The sequence below is a fragment of the Streptomyces sp. NBC_01515 genome, assembly GCF_045040345.1.
Lineage (GTDB): Bacteria > Actinomycetota > Actinomycetes > Streptomycetales > Streptomycetaceae > Streptomyces.
On record NZ_CP109416.1, the window covers coordinates 9,862,488 to 9,879,495 of the forward strand.

A 17,008-nucleotide genomic window follows, 5' to 3' on the forward strand; every position below is an offset into this window, starting at 1 on the left:
GCACCGGTAACTCCGGTGCCCCTCCTCTCTGTTACTGCTCAGACCTTGCGGCCGATGCCGCAGATCGCGTCCACGTCGGACGGGTCGCGGCCCACGTCGACCGGCTCCGGGTGCCACTGTGAGGTGGGCACGATGCCGGGCTCGATGACCTCCAGGCCCGTGAAGAACGCCTCGATCCGCTCAGGGCCGCGCAGGTGGTATGAGCTGGCCGAGTTGGCGTTGTACACCGAAATGGCTTGGTTCAGCGCCGCGTTGGTGTCGGTGCCGTCGCTCAGCGCGAGGTAGCTGCCCGGGGGCAGGGCGTCCAGGAAGCGGCCCACGACGGACTCGGGCTCGTCCGAGTCCGGGATCTGGCCCAGGATGCCCAGCATCGTCAGCGCGATCGGCTTGCTGAAGTCCAGGGTCTGCGCGGCGACTTCGAGGATGCCCTCGGGGTCGCGCACATCGGCGTCGAGGTAGGCGCAGGCGCCTTCCGGGGTGCTGGTGAGCAGCGCCTGGGCGTGCACCAGCACCAGCGGGTCGTTGTCGACGTACACGATGCGGCTCTCGGGCGCGATGCGCTGTGCGACCTCGTGCGTGTTGTCGACGGTGGGCAGGCCGGTCCCGATGTCGAGGAACTGGCGGATGCCCGCCTCTTCGGTGAGATAGCGCACCGCCCTTACCAGGAAGCGCCGTTGGAGGCGGGCGAGGAGGGCGATGTCGGGGAACATCTGGACGATCATCTCGCCGGCCTCGCGGTCGGCGGCGTAGTTGTCCTTGCCGCCCAGGAGGAAGTTCCACACACGGGCGGAGTGCGGCCGGTCGAGCTGAAGCCGGTCGGCCAGCGGGTCTTCGGAGGTCATGGGCAAAGCCTCACACGAAGTACCCGGCGGTGTCCGGCGATTCGGACTCGAAACGGGGGACACGCCCCCTTTCATGCCCGCGCCGCTCCCGTGCTGTCCCGCTCGATCAGCCGCGGCACCGGCACCCGCACCGTGCGCGCCGGACCGCCGTCCAGCAGCGCGGTCAACTCCCGGGCCGCCGTACGGCCGAACTCCACACTGTCCCGGGACAGCGCCGACAGCCACGGCCGGACCATGCGGCACAGCGCGGAGTCCTCCCAGGCGACCACCGACACGTCCGCCGGTACGGAGAAGCCGAGTTCGGACGCGGCGGCCACCCCGGCGACGGCCATCACGTCGTTGTCGTAGATCAACGCCGTTGGGGGAGCGGGGACTTCGAGGACCCGGCGGGTGACGGCGGCGCCCGCCGCGTCCGAGTAGTCGGTGGTCACCGAACGCACCTCGGTCAGCTCGCGACGGGCGGCCTCGGCGCGCAGGGCGCGGATACGGCGCTCGGTGTGCGCGAGGCCCGGCAGGCCGGCGATGTGCACGATCCGCCGGTGGCCGCGCGCGTACAACTCGTCGACGACCGAGGCCATCGCGCCCGCGTCGTCGGCCCACACCGTCGACAGGCCGGGGTGGCGTTCGTCGGGTGCGCCGCCGATCACCACGGCGGGCAGGCCCAGTTCGTCGAGGAGGTCGGGCCGCGGGTCGGAGGTGCGCGGGTCGGCCACCAGGACGCCGTCCACGCGGTGTTCGGCCCACCAGCGCCGGTACACCGCGCACTCGTCGTCGACGTCCTCGGCCATCTGGAAGAGCAGGCCGAGATGGCGCTCGGCCAGCACTTCCTGGATGCCCGAGACGAGTTGGAGGAAGAAGGAGTCGACGCCGAGGGTGTCCGCGGGCCGGGCGAGGACGAAACCGACCGTCGCCGCCCCCTCACCGGACAGCGCCCGCGCCGCCGTACTGGGCCGCCAGCCCAGCTGTTCCGCGACCCGGCGCACCCGGTCGCGGGTGATCTCGGAGACGCCGGGCCGGCCGTTGAGCGCGAAGGAGACCGCGCTCTCGGACACGCCGGCGCGCTGCGCGATGTCCTTCATCGTCGGCCGACGCGCGGGCGACCGCTTGCCTGACAAGCTCGCACTCCATTCCACCGGTGCCGCGCACTAATGCGCTTGAGTCAGCACACCCTAAAGCGCATTAGTGATCCACCGCAAGAATGCCAACACGCCTCGCTGACCAGTGCAGTTGGCCGGAACCGGCCAACTAATGAATTTAGCTGAGCGGAATCCATTGACTCGCCCGCCGGGGAGCGTGCAAGGTCTGCCCCGGCACGATTGGCCAACCCCCACTGCAAAGGAGCCACTCGCCGTGCGCATCTCCCGCAGAGTCTTCGCCGCAGTTGCCGCCGCCGTCGTCCTCATGCCGCTGAGCGCCTGCGGTTCCGGGGGAGACGACGGCGGATCGACCGACGCCTCGGGCAAGGTCGAGGGCGACATCACCTTCCAGACCTGGAACCTCCGCGCCAACTTCAAGCCGTACTTCGAGGGCGTGATCTCCGGCTTCGAGAAGAAGTACCCCGGCACCCATGTGAAGTGGATCGACCAGCCCGCCGAGGGCTACGCCGACAAGATCAGCGCGGACGCCGCCGGCGGCACCCTGCCCGACGTCGTCAACGTCTCCCCGGACCTCGTCGCCCCCCTCGCCAAGGCGGGCCTCGCGCTCGACCTCGACAAGTCGGCCGCGAAGTACAAGAGCGAGTACCTGCCGGGTGCTTGGGCCAGCCATGAGATACCGGGCATGACCGGCACCTACGCCTTCCCCTGGTACCTCAACACCGGCCCGCTCTTCTACAACAAGTCCCTCTTCGAGCAGGCCGGACTCAACGCCGACCAGCCGCCGAAGACGTACGACGAACTCTTCGCCCAGGCCCTCCAGTTGGCCAAGAAGACCGACGGCAAGGTCGCCACCCTCGCCAACGTCCCCACCGTCGAGGACTTCGGCCGCTACGGCGTCGAGCTCATGAACAAGGCGGGCACCGCGTTCGCCTTCAACGACGCGAAGGGGATCGAACTCCTCACCAAGTACAAGGAGTTGTACGACGCGAAGGCCCTCGACTCGCAGGCGCTGACCGCCACCCCGGAGTCGTCCGGCAAGAAGTTCCTCACCGGCGCCGTGGCGATGAACCCGGGCAGCGCCCTGGACCTCGACAACTTCAAGAAGCAGGCGCCCAGCCTGTACAAGAACATCGGCATCACCGACCAGATCACCAGCACCGGGCACGTCAACATGTACGTGATGGGCGTGATGGTCAACTCCAAGACCAAGCACACCCCGGCCTCCGTGGCCTTCGCGCACTACGTCACCGACGCCCAGCAGCAGATGTCGTTCGCGAAGAAGGTCGCCATCTTCCCCAGCACCGCCGGTTCCCTCGACGACCCGTACTTCACCAAGGAGGACGGCACCGACGAGACCCGGGTACGGATCGCCGCCGCCAAGTCCCTGAAGAACGCGGTCAATTACACGCCGGTGCTGTTCAGCGAGCAGATGAAGACCGCACTGCGCAACGAGGTCGCCAAGGCGTTGCAGGGCAAGGAGAGCCCCACGACGGCTCTCGACAACGCTGTCAAGGCGTGCAACACGCTGCTCCAGCAGGAAGGCTGAGGGTCCCCATGGCCGACGTGTCCCGCGTGCGGCGCCAACTGCCCACCAGCCCCTGGCTGTTCGCCGCCCCCGGGCTGCTCGTCGTCGGCGCCTTCGTGCTCTACCCCTTCGCCTCCACCGTGATCAACTCCTTCACGGACCGGCGCACCCTGATCCCGGGCCACTTCGTGGGCTTCGCCAACTTCCGCGAACTGTGGCACGACGACATGTTCTGGACCGGCCTGCGCAACAGCACCCTGTACATCGTCGGGGTGGTCCCCGCACTCGTCGTACTCCCGCTGCTGCTCGCCCTGTTGGTGCAGAAGAACATCCCCGGCATCACCTTCTTCCGGTCCGCCTTCTACACGCCGGTCGTCGCGTCGATCGTCGTGGTCGGGCTGATCTGGGTGTGGCTGCTCGACGAACGCGGCCTGGTCAACTCGCTGTTGGAGACGATCGGCGTCGGACAGATCGGCTTCCTCAGCGACCAGTGGCTGCTCCTGCTGAGCGCGATGGCCGTCACGGTCTGGAAGGGCCTCGGCTACTACATGATCATTTATCTGGCCGCACTCGCCAGCGTGCCACGCGAGTTGCACGAGGCCGCGTCGGTCGACGGCGCGGGCGCGGTGCGCCGCTTCTTCACGGTGACCGTGCCCGCCGTCCGCTCCACCATGGTGCTCGTCGGGGCGCTGTCCTCGGTCGCCGCCTTCAAGGTGTTCTCCGAGGTCTACCTGATGGCGGGCCCGAGCGGCGGACCGGCCGGCGAGGACACCACCCTCGTCATGCTCGTCCAGCGCACCGGCACGGGACTGACCGGCCGGGTCGGCTATGCCTCCGCGCTCTCGGTCGTCGTCTTCGTGGTCACCGTCGCGCTGATGCTGCTCGTACTGCGGGCCGACCGGAAGGAGGACGCTTGAGCGTCATCGAGCGCACAAGGCCCGTCCAGGAGACGGCAGTTCGTGAACCCCGCATCACCGACGAGCACGGCCGCCGCATCCGCGTCTGGGAACTCGCCCTGCGCTACGCGCTGTTGCTCATCGTCCTCGCCATCACCGTCGGCCCCTTCGTGTGGCAGCTCTCCACCTCGCTCAAGGGCCCGACCGAGGACATCTACAGCTCACCGCCGACCTTCCTCCCCGAACACCCCACCCTGCACAACTACAAGCGGGTCGCCGACACCATCCCCGTCTGGGACTACGCCTTCAACTCGCTGAAGGTCGCCGCCGGCAACGTCGTGACGAACTGCGTCGGTTCGGCCCTCGCCGGCTACGCCCTGGCCCGGCTGCGCTACCGGGGCCGCCGCGTGGCCACCCTCGTCTTCATCCTCGCGATGCTCGTGCCGGTGGAGGGCATCATCATCGCCCAGTTCACCACCATGCGGGAGCTGGGCCTCAACAACACCCTGATCGGCGTGGTCCTCCCGGGCTGCGTCGGCGCGATGAACGTGCTGCTGATGCGCAACGCCTTCCTCAACCTGCCGTACGAGATAGAGGAAGCGGCCTTCGTCGACGGCGCGAACGTGTGGCAGCGGTTCCTGCGGATCGCGCTGCCGTCCGTGAAGGGCACCATCGCGGTCGTCGCGATCTTCGCCTTCATGGGCGCCTGGGACGACTTCCTGTGGCCGCTCATCGTGCTCAGCGACCCGTCCAAGTTCACGCTCACCATCGGCCTCAACTATCTGCACGGCACCTTCGCCAACGACGAACGCCTCGTCGCCGCCGGCACGGTCATCGCCGTGGCACCGCTGATCGCCCTCTTCGCCTGCCTCCAGCGGTACTTCTTCCGGGGTGTCGGCGAAGGTGCCGTCAAGGGCTGACCCACGGCCCGATTCTCCTCCGTACGCACTACAGAACCAGGATCCCGATGTCTTCTGCCGTGCGCTTCGGCGTCAACTACACACCCAGCCAAGGGTGGTTCCACCACTGGCTCGACTTCGACCTCGACTCCGTACGCGCCGACCTCGACTCGATCGCCGAGCTGGGCCTCGACCACGTCCGTGTCTTCCCGCTGTGGCCCTACTTCCAGCCCAACCGGACCCTGATCCGAACCAAGGCCGTAGAGCAGCTGGTTCAGCTCGTGGACGCGGCCGGTGAGCGCGGGCTCGACGTCAACGTGGATGGTCTGCAAGGGCACTTGAGCAGTTTCGACTACCTGCCCGCGTGGACCCGGACCTGGCATCGGCGCAACCTCTTCACCGACCCGGACGTCCTCGACGGCCAGGCCGCCTACCTGCGCACGCTCGCCGCCGCCCTCGCCGACCGCCCGAACTTCATCGGCATGACCCTCGGCAACGAGGTCAACCAGTTCTCGGCCGGCCCGCACCCGGACCCCGACCGGGCGACCGAGGACCAGATCGACACCTGGCTGGCGCGGATGCTCGCGGCCTGCGCGGAGGGCGCGCCCGGCAAGCCGCATCTGCACGCCGAGTACGACGCGACCTGGTACCAGGACGACATGCCCTTCACTCCGGCCCAGGCCGCCCGGCACGGCGCGATGACGGCCGTGCACTCCTGGGTCTTCAACGGCACCGCCCAACGCCACGGCCGCAGTTCGGTCCCCTCCGAGCACCATGCCGCCTACCTGATCGAGCTGAGCAAGGCGTGGGCCGAGGAACCGCACCGGCCCGTCTGGCTCCAGGAGGTCGGCGCGCCCCAGCCCCTCGTACCCGCCGAGCACGCGGCCGACTTCGCCTCCGCGACCATCGCCAACGCCCTTGACTGCCCCGACCTCTGGGGCATCACCTGGTGGTGCTCGCACGACGTGTCCCGCGACCTCGCAGACTTCCCCGAACTCGAATACGGGCTGGGCCTGTTGACCAACGACCGCCAACCCAAGGACATCGCGCTGGTGTTGGCGGAGGCGGCACGCGAGCCCACGTACACGCCCGCCACCCGCACCACGGCGCTCGTCGTGCCCGCCGATCCGTCGGTCCGCTCGGTCTGCGGTCCCGGCGGGCCGGTCTTCGACGCCTACTTCCGACTCGTCGCCGACGGAGCCCGCCCGGCGACCGTCCTCGACGTACGCGCGGACGACAAGGAACACCTCGCCGCGCGCGGCATCACCGAAGTCGTCACTCCCGAACAGGTACTCCCCACCCCACAAGGAGGCACCAGCTCGTGAACCCCCAAGGCCCCACCAGACGCACCGTCCTGCTCGTCGGCGCGGCGGCCACCCTGCTGCCCCAACTGCCCACGCCCGCCTTCGCCGCCGCGCAGGCCGCCGCCAACACCGGGCAGCCGTACGCCGGTTACTGGTACCCGGACTCCCTCCCCGCCGGCACCCCGGGCACCGGCATCACCTGGAACAGCCTGAAGACCTGGACCGCCGCCGCGGACGCGGACCTCGCCTTCAACGCCGCCGCCGTCCCCCTGGCCGCACGCTTCACCCCGACCCCTGCCAACAGCACCGCCCGCTCCGGACAGGCCCGCATCCAGTCCCTGGTCTCCTTCGGACCGACGTCGAGCAACCCCTCCCAGGGCGCGGCCACCGCCGACTACTACGCCCTCACCCACTGGTCCTACCTCGACGAACTCGTCTTCTGGGGCGGCTCCTCCGGCGAGGGCATCATCCTCGCCCCGAACGCCCCCATCGTCGACGCCGCCCACCGGCACGGCGTCCCCGTCCTCGGCAACATCTTCCTGCCGCCCGTCGCCTACGGCGGACAGCTCCAGTGGACCCGCGACCTGGTCCAGAAGGACTCCGCCGGGCACTACCCGCTGGCCGCTCAACTCGTCGCCGTAGCAGCCGCGTACGGCTTCGACGGCTGGTTCGTCAACGCCGAGACCAGCGGCGGGAACACCGCCCTCGGCACCGACATGCAGGGATTCGTAGGTGAGTTGAAGTCCCTCGCCGCCGCGCAGGGGCAGCGGGTGACCTGGTACGACGCCATGACCGTGAACGGGACGGTCAGTTGGCAGGGCGCGCTGAACTCTTCGAACCAGGCGTTCTTCCAGGCCGCGAACGACATGTTCATCGACTTCCGGTGGAGTACCAGCACGCTGGCGGCCTCCGGGACCAAGGCGGACGGGCTCGGGCGCAGCCGCTACGAGTTGTGGGCCGGTGTCGACGTCGAGTCCAACGGGTCGGGTACGTCGGTGAGTTGGGACGCGATGGTGCCGACGACCAAGGCGCACATCACGTCGATCGGGTTCTACCGGCCGGAGTGGACCCGCAACCACCTTCCCGCGAGTCGTACCCCGGGCGACTTCCACGCGGCCGACGACCGGTTCTGGACCGGGCGTTCGCTCGACCCGTCGCAGCCGGACAGCACGGACACCTGGCGGGCGCCGGCCGTGTCGGTCGCGGACCGGTCGACGGTGGGCGGCGCGCTGCCGTTCGCGAGCGTCTTCAACACCGGGCACGGGCTGTGCTGGTACGAGGACGGGACGGTCACCTCGGACGCGGCCTGGAACCACCTCGGGCTGCAGGACCGGCTGCCGTCGAGGCGGTGGGTGGTGCGGACGGCGGGCCAACGGCCCACGGTGACCTTCGACTTCGCGGACGCGTGGCGGGGCGGCAGCAGCGTGCTGGTCTCGGGTGTACTCGATCAACCGACGACTGTGGATGTGTACGGTTCACAGCTGCCGATCGATGATGACACCGTGGTCGACCTGACCTTCCGCACCGACAGTGGCAGCGGCAGCGACAGCGACAGTGTGAACGTCGAGCTGGCCGTCGCCACCGCCGAACCGAGCACCGCGGGGTCGACACCGCCGTACACGTATCTGCCTGTGAACTCGGTTAACGGCGTGCGGGCTGTGACGGGCGTCAACGGGTGGCAGACGGTGACCGTGCCGCTCACAGGGCTTTCCGGCACGCTGTATGCGATGGGTGTACGGCTCACCGCGGGCGATGCGAGCGGGAGCACTGTGAACTGGCGGCTCGGCGGTCTCGCTGTTCGCGATGTCAACGACACCCAGCCGCCCGCCGCCCCCTCCAACCTGCGGATCACCGCCGCCACCGGAGGCGACCTGCGCTTCGCCTGGGACGCCGCGCCCGGCGCCGTACGCCACTACACGCTGCACCGGCTCCTCCCCGACGGCACCCGGCGCTTCCTCGGCGGCACTTGCCAGCTCGCCTTCTTCGTCGGTGGGCTGCAGGCCGAACAGGGCGAGCAGGAGGCGTGGTTCGAACTGCGCGCTACAGGGGAGCTCTACTCAGCGTCGGCCCCCGTGACCGTCGCGCACACCTGGTGACACCCGCCCGGCAACACCCGTGACCCAACCCGCAACCGAGCTACGGAGCACCCCACATGCATGACGACCGCAGCCTGGTCGAAGCCCGCCTCAAGCGCGTCCTCGAAGAGCGCATCCGTCCCGCCGTGTACCCCGAGTCCGTGCCGCTGGAGGTGGCCGTCTGGCACGCGCCCGACGAGCCGGTGCCCGTGGCCGAGGGGCTCGCGGGCACACCCGAACCGATCGAGGTGGGTGCTCGGTGGGGTGCTCCCTGGGGTACGAGCTGGTTCCGTGTCACCGGGACCGTCCCCCAGGAGTGGGCCGGGAAGACCGTCGAGGCGCTGCTCGACCTCGGCTTCGACGAGAACATGCCCGGCTTCCAGTGCGAGGGCCTCGTCTACCGGCCCGACGGCACCCCCGTGAAGGGCCTCAACCCGCGCAACCAGTGGGTCAGGATCGGGGCGCCCGTCGCCGGCGGCGAGGAGGTGCGGCTGCACATCGAGGCCGCGTCCAACCCGGTGGTGATGGACTACCACCCGTTCGTGCCGACGCGGTTGGGCGACAAGGAGACGGCCGGGAGCGAGCCCCAGTACACGCTGATCCGCATGGACCTCGCGGTCCTCGACGAGCACGTGTGGAACCTCGTCCTCGACCTGGAGGTCGTCGGCGAGCTGATGGCCGAGCTGCCGGTGGACTCCGCCCGCCGCTGGGATCTTCTCCGGGCGATCGAGAAGGCGCTCGACGCCGTGGACCTCCAGGACGTCAACGGCACGGCGGAACGCGCCCGTTCACAGCTGGCGGCCGTCCTGTCCACCCCCGCCGTCCCGTCCGCGCACCGGATCAGCGCGATCGGGCACGCGCACATCGACTCGGCGTGGTTGTGGCCGTTGCGGGAGACGGTCCGCAAGGTGGCGCGCACAACGTCCAACATGACGGCCCTTCTTGAGGACGAACCGGACTTCATCTTCGCCATGTCGCAGGCCCAGCAGTGGGCTTGGGTGAAGGAGCACCGGCCCGAGGTGTGGGCGCGGGTCAAGAAGGCGGTGGCGGACGGGCGGTTCGTGCCGGCCGGTGGCATGTGGGTGGAGTCGGACACCAACATGCCGGGCTCGGAGGCGATGGCCCGTCAGTTCGTGCACGGGAAGCGGTTCTTCCTCGACGAGTTCGGCATCGAGAACGAGGAGGCCTGGCTGCCCGACACGTTCGGCTTCGCCGCCGGACTCCCGCAGATCATCAAGGCGGCCGGTTCCAAGTGGCTGCTGACGCAGAAGATCTCCTGGTCCCAGACCAACAAGTTCCCGCACCACACGTTCCGTTGGGAGGGGATCGACGGGACCCGGATCTTCACGCACTTCCCGCCCGTCGACACCTACAACTGCTCCATGCAGGGCCGTGAGATCGCGCACGCGGCGCGCAACTTCAAGGACAAGGGCGTCGCCCGGCACTCCCTCGCGCCCACCGGCTGGGGCGACGGAGGCGGCGGCACCACGCGCGAGATGGTCGCCAGGGCGGCCCGTCTGCGCGACCTCGAAGGTTCCGCGACCGTGGCGTGGGAGACCCCGAAGGAGTTCTTCGAGAAGGCCGAGGCCGAATACCCCGAACCGCCTGTCTGGGTCGGCGAGTTGTACCTCGAACTGCACCGCGCCACCCTCACCAGCCAGGCCAAGACCAAGCAGGGCAACCGGCGCAGCGAACACCTCCTGCGCGAGGCCGAGTTGTGGGCGGCGACGGCTGCGGTCCGGGCCGGATTCCCGTACCCGTACGAGGACTTGGACCGGATCTGGAAGACGGTGCTGCTGCACCAGTTCCACGACATCCTGCCCGGCTCGTCCATCGCCTGGGTGCACCGCGAGGCCCGCCGGACGTACGAGCGGATCGCCTCGGAGCTGAACACCATCATCGACGCGGCCCAGCGCGCGCTGGCGGGGGAGGGCACGACCCCCCTGGTCTTCAACTCAGCTCCCCACACCCGCGAAGGCGTCCCCGCGGGCGGCGCCCAGACCCCGGCCGTCCAGGGCGAGACGGCACTCGCGACGCGGGTCGGCGGTGGACACGTACTGGAGAACGGCCTGCTCCGTGTCGAGATCGACGGCCGGGGACTCGTCGTCTCCGCCCACGACATCGAGGCCGACCGCGAGACGATCGCCCCCGGCCGGGCCGCCAACCTGCTCCAACTCCACCCGGACTTCCCGAACATGTGGGACGCCTGGGACGTCGACGAGTTCTACCGCAACACGGTCACCGATCTCACGGACGCGGACGAGGTCGTGGCCGACGGGAACGCGGTGCGGATCGTACGGTCCTTCGGCGAGTCCAAGGTCACCCAACTCCTGTCCCTGGCACCCGGGGAGCGGCGACTGCTCATCGACACCGAGGTGGACTGGCACGAGACCGAGAAGTTCCTCAAGCTCGCCTTCCCGCTGGATGTGCACGCCGAGCGGTACGCGTCCGAGACCCAGTTCGGGCACTTCCACCGGCCCACGCACACCAACACCTCGTGGGAGGCGGCCAAGTTCGAGGCCTGCAACCACCGGTTCGTCCACATGGAGGAACCCGGCTGGGGCGTCGCCGTCGTCAACGACTCGACGTACGGCCACGATGTGACCCGCACGGTCCGCGGCGACGGCGACAACGGTACGACCACCACGGTCCGTGTCTCCCTCCTCCGTGCCCCGCGCTTCCCGGACCCCGAGACCGACCAGGGCGTCCACCGCTTCCGGCACGCGCTGGTGCCCGGCGCGGGCATCGGCGACGCGGTGCGCGAGGGGTGGCGGATCAACCTGCCGGAGCGGCGAGTTGAGGGTGGGCGGGAGGTCGCGCCGCTGGTGAGCGTCGACCGGGACGCGGTCGTCGTCACGGCGGTGAAACTGGCGGATGACGGGAGCGGGGACGTCGTGGTCCGGTTCCACGAGGCGCACGGGGGGCGGGCCAGGGCGACACTGACGGTGGGCTTCGACTTCGACGCGGTGGAGGTCGTAGACCTGCTGGAGCGGCCGTCGGCCGACGCCGAGGAGGTGACCCGTGAGGGCGATCAACTCGCCTTGCGGCTGCGCCCGTTCGAGCTGATGACGCTTCGCCTCGGACGCTCCTGACCCGGTACGGCTTTCGCCGACGGCCGTGATCGCCCGATGATGTGGCGATGAGACGAAGAACGGCCGTCGGCCAGGCCTGGGCCTCGCAACCGGATCCGCTACTGGCGCTCGCGCGGCAGGAGTTGGAGTTCTACGCGGGGGCATGCGACCGGGCGAGGTGGCTGCACTACACGACGGAACTCGGCGCGCTCGCCGCCACGTCCGCGACGGTCGTGGCGGCGGGCCTGCACGCACCTGCCTGGCTCACCGCCCTGATCGCGGGCAGCGCCGTCTTCTTCACCGGCATGCGCCAACTCTTCAGCCCCGGCTCACGCTGGGTCCTGGCCGCCCAGGCACGGGAGACCCTGCGCCGTGCGATCGACCACTACCTCCTGCTCCCGCAGTCCGACCGCGACGCGGACGCGCGTGCCGCCCTGCACCGAGCGATCGACGAGGTCGGCACCAGCGAACTACGCGGATGGACGGAGGTCCAGGGCCAGCGGGGCGAACCGCCACTGCCCACCGGGGGCGCGTGAACGCCGGGACGGGGCGGGTGCCCGTTGACGTCCGCTGCGGGTGCGTGAGAGGCGATGGGGCGGGTTTCCTGCGCTGCTTGCCGCGGGCGCGCCGGGACCGCGCGGGTGTCTGAGTGTCGGCTCAGGGGCGGTGCCCTGCGTTGTCCGCCGCAGGCGCCTGAATACCGGAACCACGCGGATACCCCCCGGCGTCCGCCGCAGGTGCCGGAAAAGCAGGGCAGCGCGGGCCCCTCCGGTGCTCGCCCCGGCAACTGAACCCCCCCTGCTACGAACCGAGTTGGGCCCGCAGCCACTCCTCGACCTCGCCCACGTGCGAGGCCGCCGCCGCGCGGGCCGCTTCCGGGTCGCGGGCGACCAACGCTCGGTGGATCGCGGCGTGTTCGCGGCGGGTGCGGGCGAAGGCGCCCTCTTCCTGGTAGCCGCGCCAGACTCGGGCTCGGAACGTGCGGGACGACAGGCCCTCCAGGATCGCGGCCATGGTGTCGTTGCCGGCGGCGGCGGCGATCTCGCGGTGGAAGGCGAGGTCGTGGGCGAGGATCTCCTCGGGGTCGTCGGTGGCGTTCATCGCCGTGAGGTGTTTCTCGACCTCGGCCAGCTGGTCCGGGGTGATGCGGGCCGCGGCCAGGGCCGTCGCCGTCGACTCCAGGATTCGGCGGACTTCGAGGAGCTCCACCAGACCCGGGCCGCGCGAGAGGTCGGCGACGACACCGAAGGTCTCCAGGAGGTCGCCGGCCTCCAACTGCGTGACGTAGATCCCCGAACCGTGCCGCGCCTCCAGCACGCCCAGCACCGTGAGCGCGCGGATCGCCTCGCGCATCGAGCTGCGGGAGATGCCCAGTTGGGCCGCGAGATCGCGCTCGGTGGGCAGCCGCTGGCCCGGCTCCAGGCGGCCCTCGCCGATCAGCGCCTTGATCGAGTCGATGGCGCGCTGCGTCACCGTGCCCTTCGGCGGAGCGGCCACCGGTTCCGTCTCGCTCGGCAGGGTCTCGTCCACGCCACTCCTCCTGTCGCCGGTCCGCGCAGTCTAGCCATGGATGTGGTCCGACCACTACGGCCCGAAACTGCGAAAATTTGGCTCCTGAGGGTGTTGCAGCCCCGAAGTGGTCTGATAAATATTCCGGCAACTGCTCGAACACGCTCGATGAGGAGCCCGACAGATGGCCGGCAGCACAGTGCGGAACGGACGGCAAGGCAGACGACTGACCGCGTGGGCGGTGCGTGCGACGGCAGCCGCCGCGTGCGGCACCCTCGCGCTCACGGCGTGCGGCAGCACCAAGGACACCGGCGCGAGCAGCGCCAGTGGCGGCACCGGCAAGGTGGGGGTGATCCTGCCGCTGCTGACCTCGCCGTTCTGGCAGTCGTACAACGACTACGTGCCGAAGATGGCGAAGTCCGAAGGTGTCCAGGCGCTGAAGACGGTCAACTCCAACAGCGACCCCTCGCAGCAGATCACCGACATCAACAACGAGCTGAACCAGGGCGTCAAGGGCCTGGTCGTCGCCCCGCTGGACAGTGCCGCCATCGAAGCCGGCCTCGACCAGGCCGAGCGCAAGGGCGTGCCGGTCGTCGCGGTCGACGTGGCGCCCGACAAGGGCAAGGTCGCGATGGTCGTGCGCGCCGACAACGTCGCGTACGGCGAGAAGGCCTGCGAGTACCTCGGCGCGCACATCACCAGCGGCAAGGTCGTGCAGATCATGGGCGATCTCGCGTCCGTCAACGGCCGTGACCGGTCGGAGGCGTTCAGGGCCTGCGTCAAGAACAAGTACCCGAAGCTCAAGGTCCTGGAGATCCCCGCCAAGTGGGAGTCCGACACGGCCGCCTCGAAGCTCGACACGCTCCTCAACGCCAACCCCGACATCAAGGGCATCTACATGCAGGCGGGCGGCGTCTACCTCGCGCCCACCCTCCAAACCCTCAAGTCCAAGGGCCTGTTGAAGAAGGCGGGCCAGGCCGGGCACATCATGATCGTCTCGAACGACGGCATCCCGCAGGAGTTCGACGCGATCCGCAAGGGCGAGATCGACGCCACCGTGTCCCAGCCGGCCGACGCCTACGCCAAGTACGGCATGTACTACATCAAGGCCGCGATGGCGGGGAAGACCTTCAAGCCCGGCCCCACCGACCACGACTCCACGATCGTCAAGCTGCCCAGCGGCATCCTGGAGGACCAGCTCCCCGCGCCCCTGGTCACCAAGGACAATGTCGACGACCCCAAGCTCTGGGGCAACACGGTCAAATGAGTACTCCAGTGACCACTCCGCTGGTGGAGGCGACGGGAATCGTCAAGCGGTACGGCCCCACCGTCGCCCTCGCCGACGGTCGACTCACCGTACTGCCGGGCGAGTCCCACGCCCTCGTCGGCCGCAACGGCGCCGGCAAGTCCACTCTCGTCACCGTCCTCACCGGACTCCAGGCCCCCGACGAGGGCACGGTCCGCTTCGACGGCGAACCCGCACCCGCGCTCACCGACCGCGACGCCTGGCGGAGCAAGGTCGCCTGCGTCTACCAGAAGCCCACCGTGGTACCCGAGTTGACGGTCGCGGAGAACCTCTTCATCAACCGGCAGCCGCAGTCCCGGGGTGGCGTCATCAGCTGGCGCCGGCTCCGTACCGAGGCCGCCGAACTCCTCGACACCTGGGACGTGCACGTCGATCCCGAGGCGCGCACCGCCGACCTCAAGGTCGAGGACCGCCAAATGGTCGAGATCGCCAGGGCGTTGAGCTTCGGCGCCCGGTTCATCGTCCTCGACGAACCGACCGCCCAGCTCGACAACCGGGAGATAGAGCGCCTCTTCACGCGGATGCGGGCGCTCCAGGAGTCGGGCGTCACCTTCCTGTTCATCTCGCACCACCTCCAGGAGGTGTACGAGGTGTGCCAGACCGTCACCGTGCTGCGCGACGCCCGCTGGATCACGACCGCACCGGTCGCCGACCTCCCGCGCCGGGCCCTGGTGGAGGCGATGGCGGGGGAGTCGATCGCCGAACTGGATGTCCAGCTCAGGGAGTTGGACACCGAGGCACCCGTCCTCCTCGACGCACGCGGACTCACCTCCGAGTCGTACGAGAACGTCGACCTCACCGTGCGTCGTGGTGAGGTCGTCGGACTCGCCGGATCGAGCGGCAGTGGCAAGGTCGAACTGGCCGAGTCCTTCACCGGGTTGTACACGCCCACGGGCGGTACCGCTCAACTCGACGGCGAGCGGCTGCCGTTCGGGGATGTGCAGGCGGCTCTGAAGGCCGGTGTCGGCTGCGTGCCGCGCGACCGGCACGGGCAGGGGCTGGTCTTCGGCATGTCCATCGGGGACAACGCCACCATGACGGTCCTGGAGCGGCTCGGCCGCTTCGGGTTCGTCGGCACCGAGCGCAAGCGCGCGTTCGCCACCGAGCTGATCGACCGGCTCGACATCCACACCGAGGGCCCCGAACAGCCCGTCTCGGACCTGTCCGGCGGCAACGCGCAGAAGGTCGTCATGGCCCGCGCGCTGGCCTCCGATCCGAGGCTGCTGGTCCTCATCAACCCCACCGCGGGCGTCGACGTGAAGTCCAAGGAGTCACTGCTCGCCCGCATGGACAGCGCCCGCGACGACGGCACCGCCGTGCTCGTCGTCTCCGACGAACTCGACGACCTGCGGCGCTGCGACCGCGTCCTCGTCCTCTTCCACGGCCGTGTCGTCGCCGAGCACCCGGCGGGCTGGCGCGACCACGAGCTGATCGCCTCCATCGAAGGAGTGGACCATGGCTGACACCAAGGCGGCCCCGCCGCTCGCCGCCCCACGCGTCACCGGGGCGGGCTCGGCCCGGACGGTCCTGCTCCGCCGGGCCCGTGAACTCGCCCTCGTACCGGCCCTGTTGGTGCTCCTGGTGCTCGGCGCGATCGTCAACGACTCGTTCCTCACCGAACGGAACCTGATCTCCATCCTGGGCGCCTCCGCCGCGCTCGCGATGGTGGTCCTCGCCGAGTCGCTGATCCTCATCACCGGCAAGATCGACCTGTCGCTGGAGTCGGTGGTCGGCATCGCGCCCGCCATCGGCGCCCTGCTGGTCCTGCCGACCGCCGAGTCCGGCTGGGGCACGGAATGGTCGGCCCCGCTCGCCCTCGTCGCGATCCTTGTCGTGGGCGGGATCATCGGCGCCTTCAACGGCATCCTCGTCGTGAAGTTCAAGCTCAACGCCTTCATCGTCACCCTCGCCATGCTGATCGTGCTGCGCGGTCTGCTGGTCGGCGCCACCAAGGGCAAGACGCTGTTCGGCATGCCCGACTCCTTCTTCACCCTGGCCACCAGCACGTTCCTGAACGTCCCGATGTCGGTGTGGCTGGCGGCCATCTGCTTCGCGATCGCCGGGTTCGTGCTCAAGTACCACCGCGTCGGCCGCGCCCTCTACGCGATCGGCGGCAACCAGGAGGCGGCCCGCGCGGCCGGCATCCGCGTCGACCGAATGCTCCTCGGGGTCTCCGTCGTCGCCGGCGTCCTCGCCTCGGTGGGCGGCATCATGCAGACCGGCTACGTCGGCGCGATCAGCGCCAACCAGGGCAACAACATGATCTTCACCGTGATGGCCGCCGCGGTCATCGGCGGCATCAGCCTCGACGGCGGCAAGGGCACCATGTTCGGCGCCCTAACGGGCGTACTCCTCCTCGGAGTCGTCCAGAACCTCCTCACTCTCGCCCAGGTCCCGTCCTTCTGGATCCAGGCCATCTACGGCGGGATCATCCTGGTCGCCCTCATGATCGCCCGCGTGACGACCGGCCGCGCCCAGGACTGA

Annotated in this window: 13 protein-coding genes; 10 read left to right on the forward strand and 3 right to left on the reverse strand. The window is 69.5% G+C overall.

Annotated elements, in window-relative coordinates; translation table 11 throughout:
• Positions 1-38: 38 nt before the first annotated feature.
• Entirely contained in the window at positions 39-842 is an 804-nt protein-coding gene (locus OG407_RS43570) for an SAM-dependent methyltransferase (protein ID WP_403586292.1), read from the reverse strand.
• Between the two features lie 71 nt (positions 843-913).
• A complete protein-coding gene (locus OG407_RS43575) occupies positions 914-1,921 on the reverse strand; it encodes a LacI family DNA-binding transcriptional regulator (RefSeq protein WP_405868908.1) in 1,008 nt (335 codons plus the stop codon).
• Positions 1,922-2,192: 271 nt separating this feature from the next.
• Here OG407_RS43575 and OG407_RS43580 point away from each other — a divergent pair, with 271 nt between their 5' ends.
• The 7 genes from OG407_RS43580 to OG407_RS43610 are packed head-to-tail and all read left to right on the forward strand — an operon-like array spanning position 2,193 to position 12,245.
• Complete coding sequence (locus OG407_RS43580; protein ID WP_405866110.1) at positions 2,193-3,485, forward strand: ABC transporter substrate-binding protein; 1,293 nt, start codon at positions 2,193-2,195, stop codon at positions 3,483-3,485.
• Positions 3,486-3,493: 8 nt separating this feature from the next.
• The gene (locus OG407_RS43585; protein ID WP_405866112.1) at positions 3,494-4,381 is read left to right on the forward strand and encodes a carbohydrate ABC transporter permease; all 888 of its coding nucleotides are present in this window, start codon (positions 3,494-3,496) and stop codon (positions 4,379-4,381) included.
• Entirely contained in the window at positions 4,378-5,280 is a 903-nt protein-coding gene (locus OG407_RS43590; protein WP_405866114.1) for a carbohydrate ABC transporter permease, read from the forward strand. Before OG407_RS43585 ends, OG407_RS43590 begins: the two co-directional genes overlap by 4 nt.
• 47 nt (positions 5,281-5,327) lie before the next feature.
• The gene (locus tag OG407_RS43595; RefSeq protein ID WP_405866116.1) at positions 5,328-6,584 is read left to right on the forward strand and encodes a glycosyl hydrolase; all 1,257 of its coding nucleotides are present in this window, start codon (positions 5,328-5,330) and stop codon (positions 6,582-6,584) included.
• Entirely contained in the window at positions 6,581-8,659 is a 2,079-nt protein-coding gene (locus OG407_RS43600) for an endo-beta-N-acetylglucosaminidase (protein ID WP_405866118.1), read from the forward strand. Before OG407_RS43595 ends, OG407_RS43600 begins: the two co-directional genes overlap by 4 nt.
• A gap of 56 nt (positions 8,660-8,715) precedes the next feature.
• Positions 8,716-11,730 carry an alpha-mannosidase gene (locus tag OG407_RS43605; RefSeq protein WP_405866120.1) on the forward strand — a complete coding sequence of 1,005 codons (3,015 nt, stop codon included), beginning with the start codon at positions 8,716-8,718 and terminating at the stop codon, positions 11,728-11,730.
• A 47-nt stretch (positions 11,731-11,777) separates the two neighbouring features.
• Positions 11,778-12,245, forward strand: coding sequence for a DUF4231 domain-containing protein (locus OG407_RS43610; RefSeq protein ID WP_403586310.1), 468 nt, complete (start codon positions 11,778-11,780; stop codon positions 12,243-12,245).
• 265 nt (positions 12,246-12,510) lie between these two features.
• Here OG407_RS43610 and OG407_RS43615 read toward each other — a convergent pair whose 3' ends face one another.
• Positions 12,511-13,239, reverse strand: coding sequence for a FadR/GntR family transcriptional regulator (locus OG407_RS43615; RefSeq protein ID WP_403586312.1), 729 nt, complete (start codon positions 13,237-13,239; stop codon positions 12,511-12,513).
• Between the two features lie 163 nt (positions 13,240-13,402).
• On the opposite strand from OG407_RS43615, the gene OG407_RS43620 reads away from it, so the two are divergent.
• Genes OG407_RS43620 through OG407_RS43630 form a run of 3 tightly spaced genes read left to right on the forward strand, consistent with a single transcriptional unit; the run spans position 13,403 to position 17,008 of the window.
• Complete coding sequence (locus OG407_RS43620) at positions 13,403-14,485, forward strand: sugar ABC transporter substrate-binding protein (RefSeq protein WP_405866122.1); 1,083 nt, start codon at positions 13,403-13,405, stop codon at positions 14,483-14,485.
• Positions 14,482-15,987: a sugar ABC transporter ATP-binding protein gene (locus OG407_RS43625; RefSeq protein WP_405866124.1), complete on the forward strand. Its 1,506-nt coding sequence runs from the start codon at positions 14,482-14,484 to the stop codon at positions 15,985-15,987. Before OG407_RS43620 ends, OG407_RS43625 begins: the two co-directional genes overlap by 4 nt.
• Complete coding sequence (locus tag OG407_RS43630) at positions 15,980-17,008, forward strand: ABC transporter permease (RefSeq protein WP_405866126.1); 1,029 nt, start codon at positions 15,980-15,982, stop codon at positions 17,006-17,008. Before OG407_RS43625 ends, OG407_RS43630 begins: the two co-directional genes overlap by 8 nt.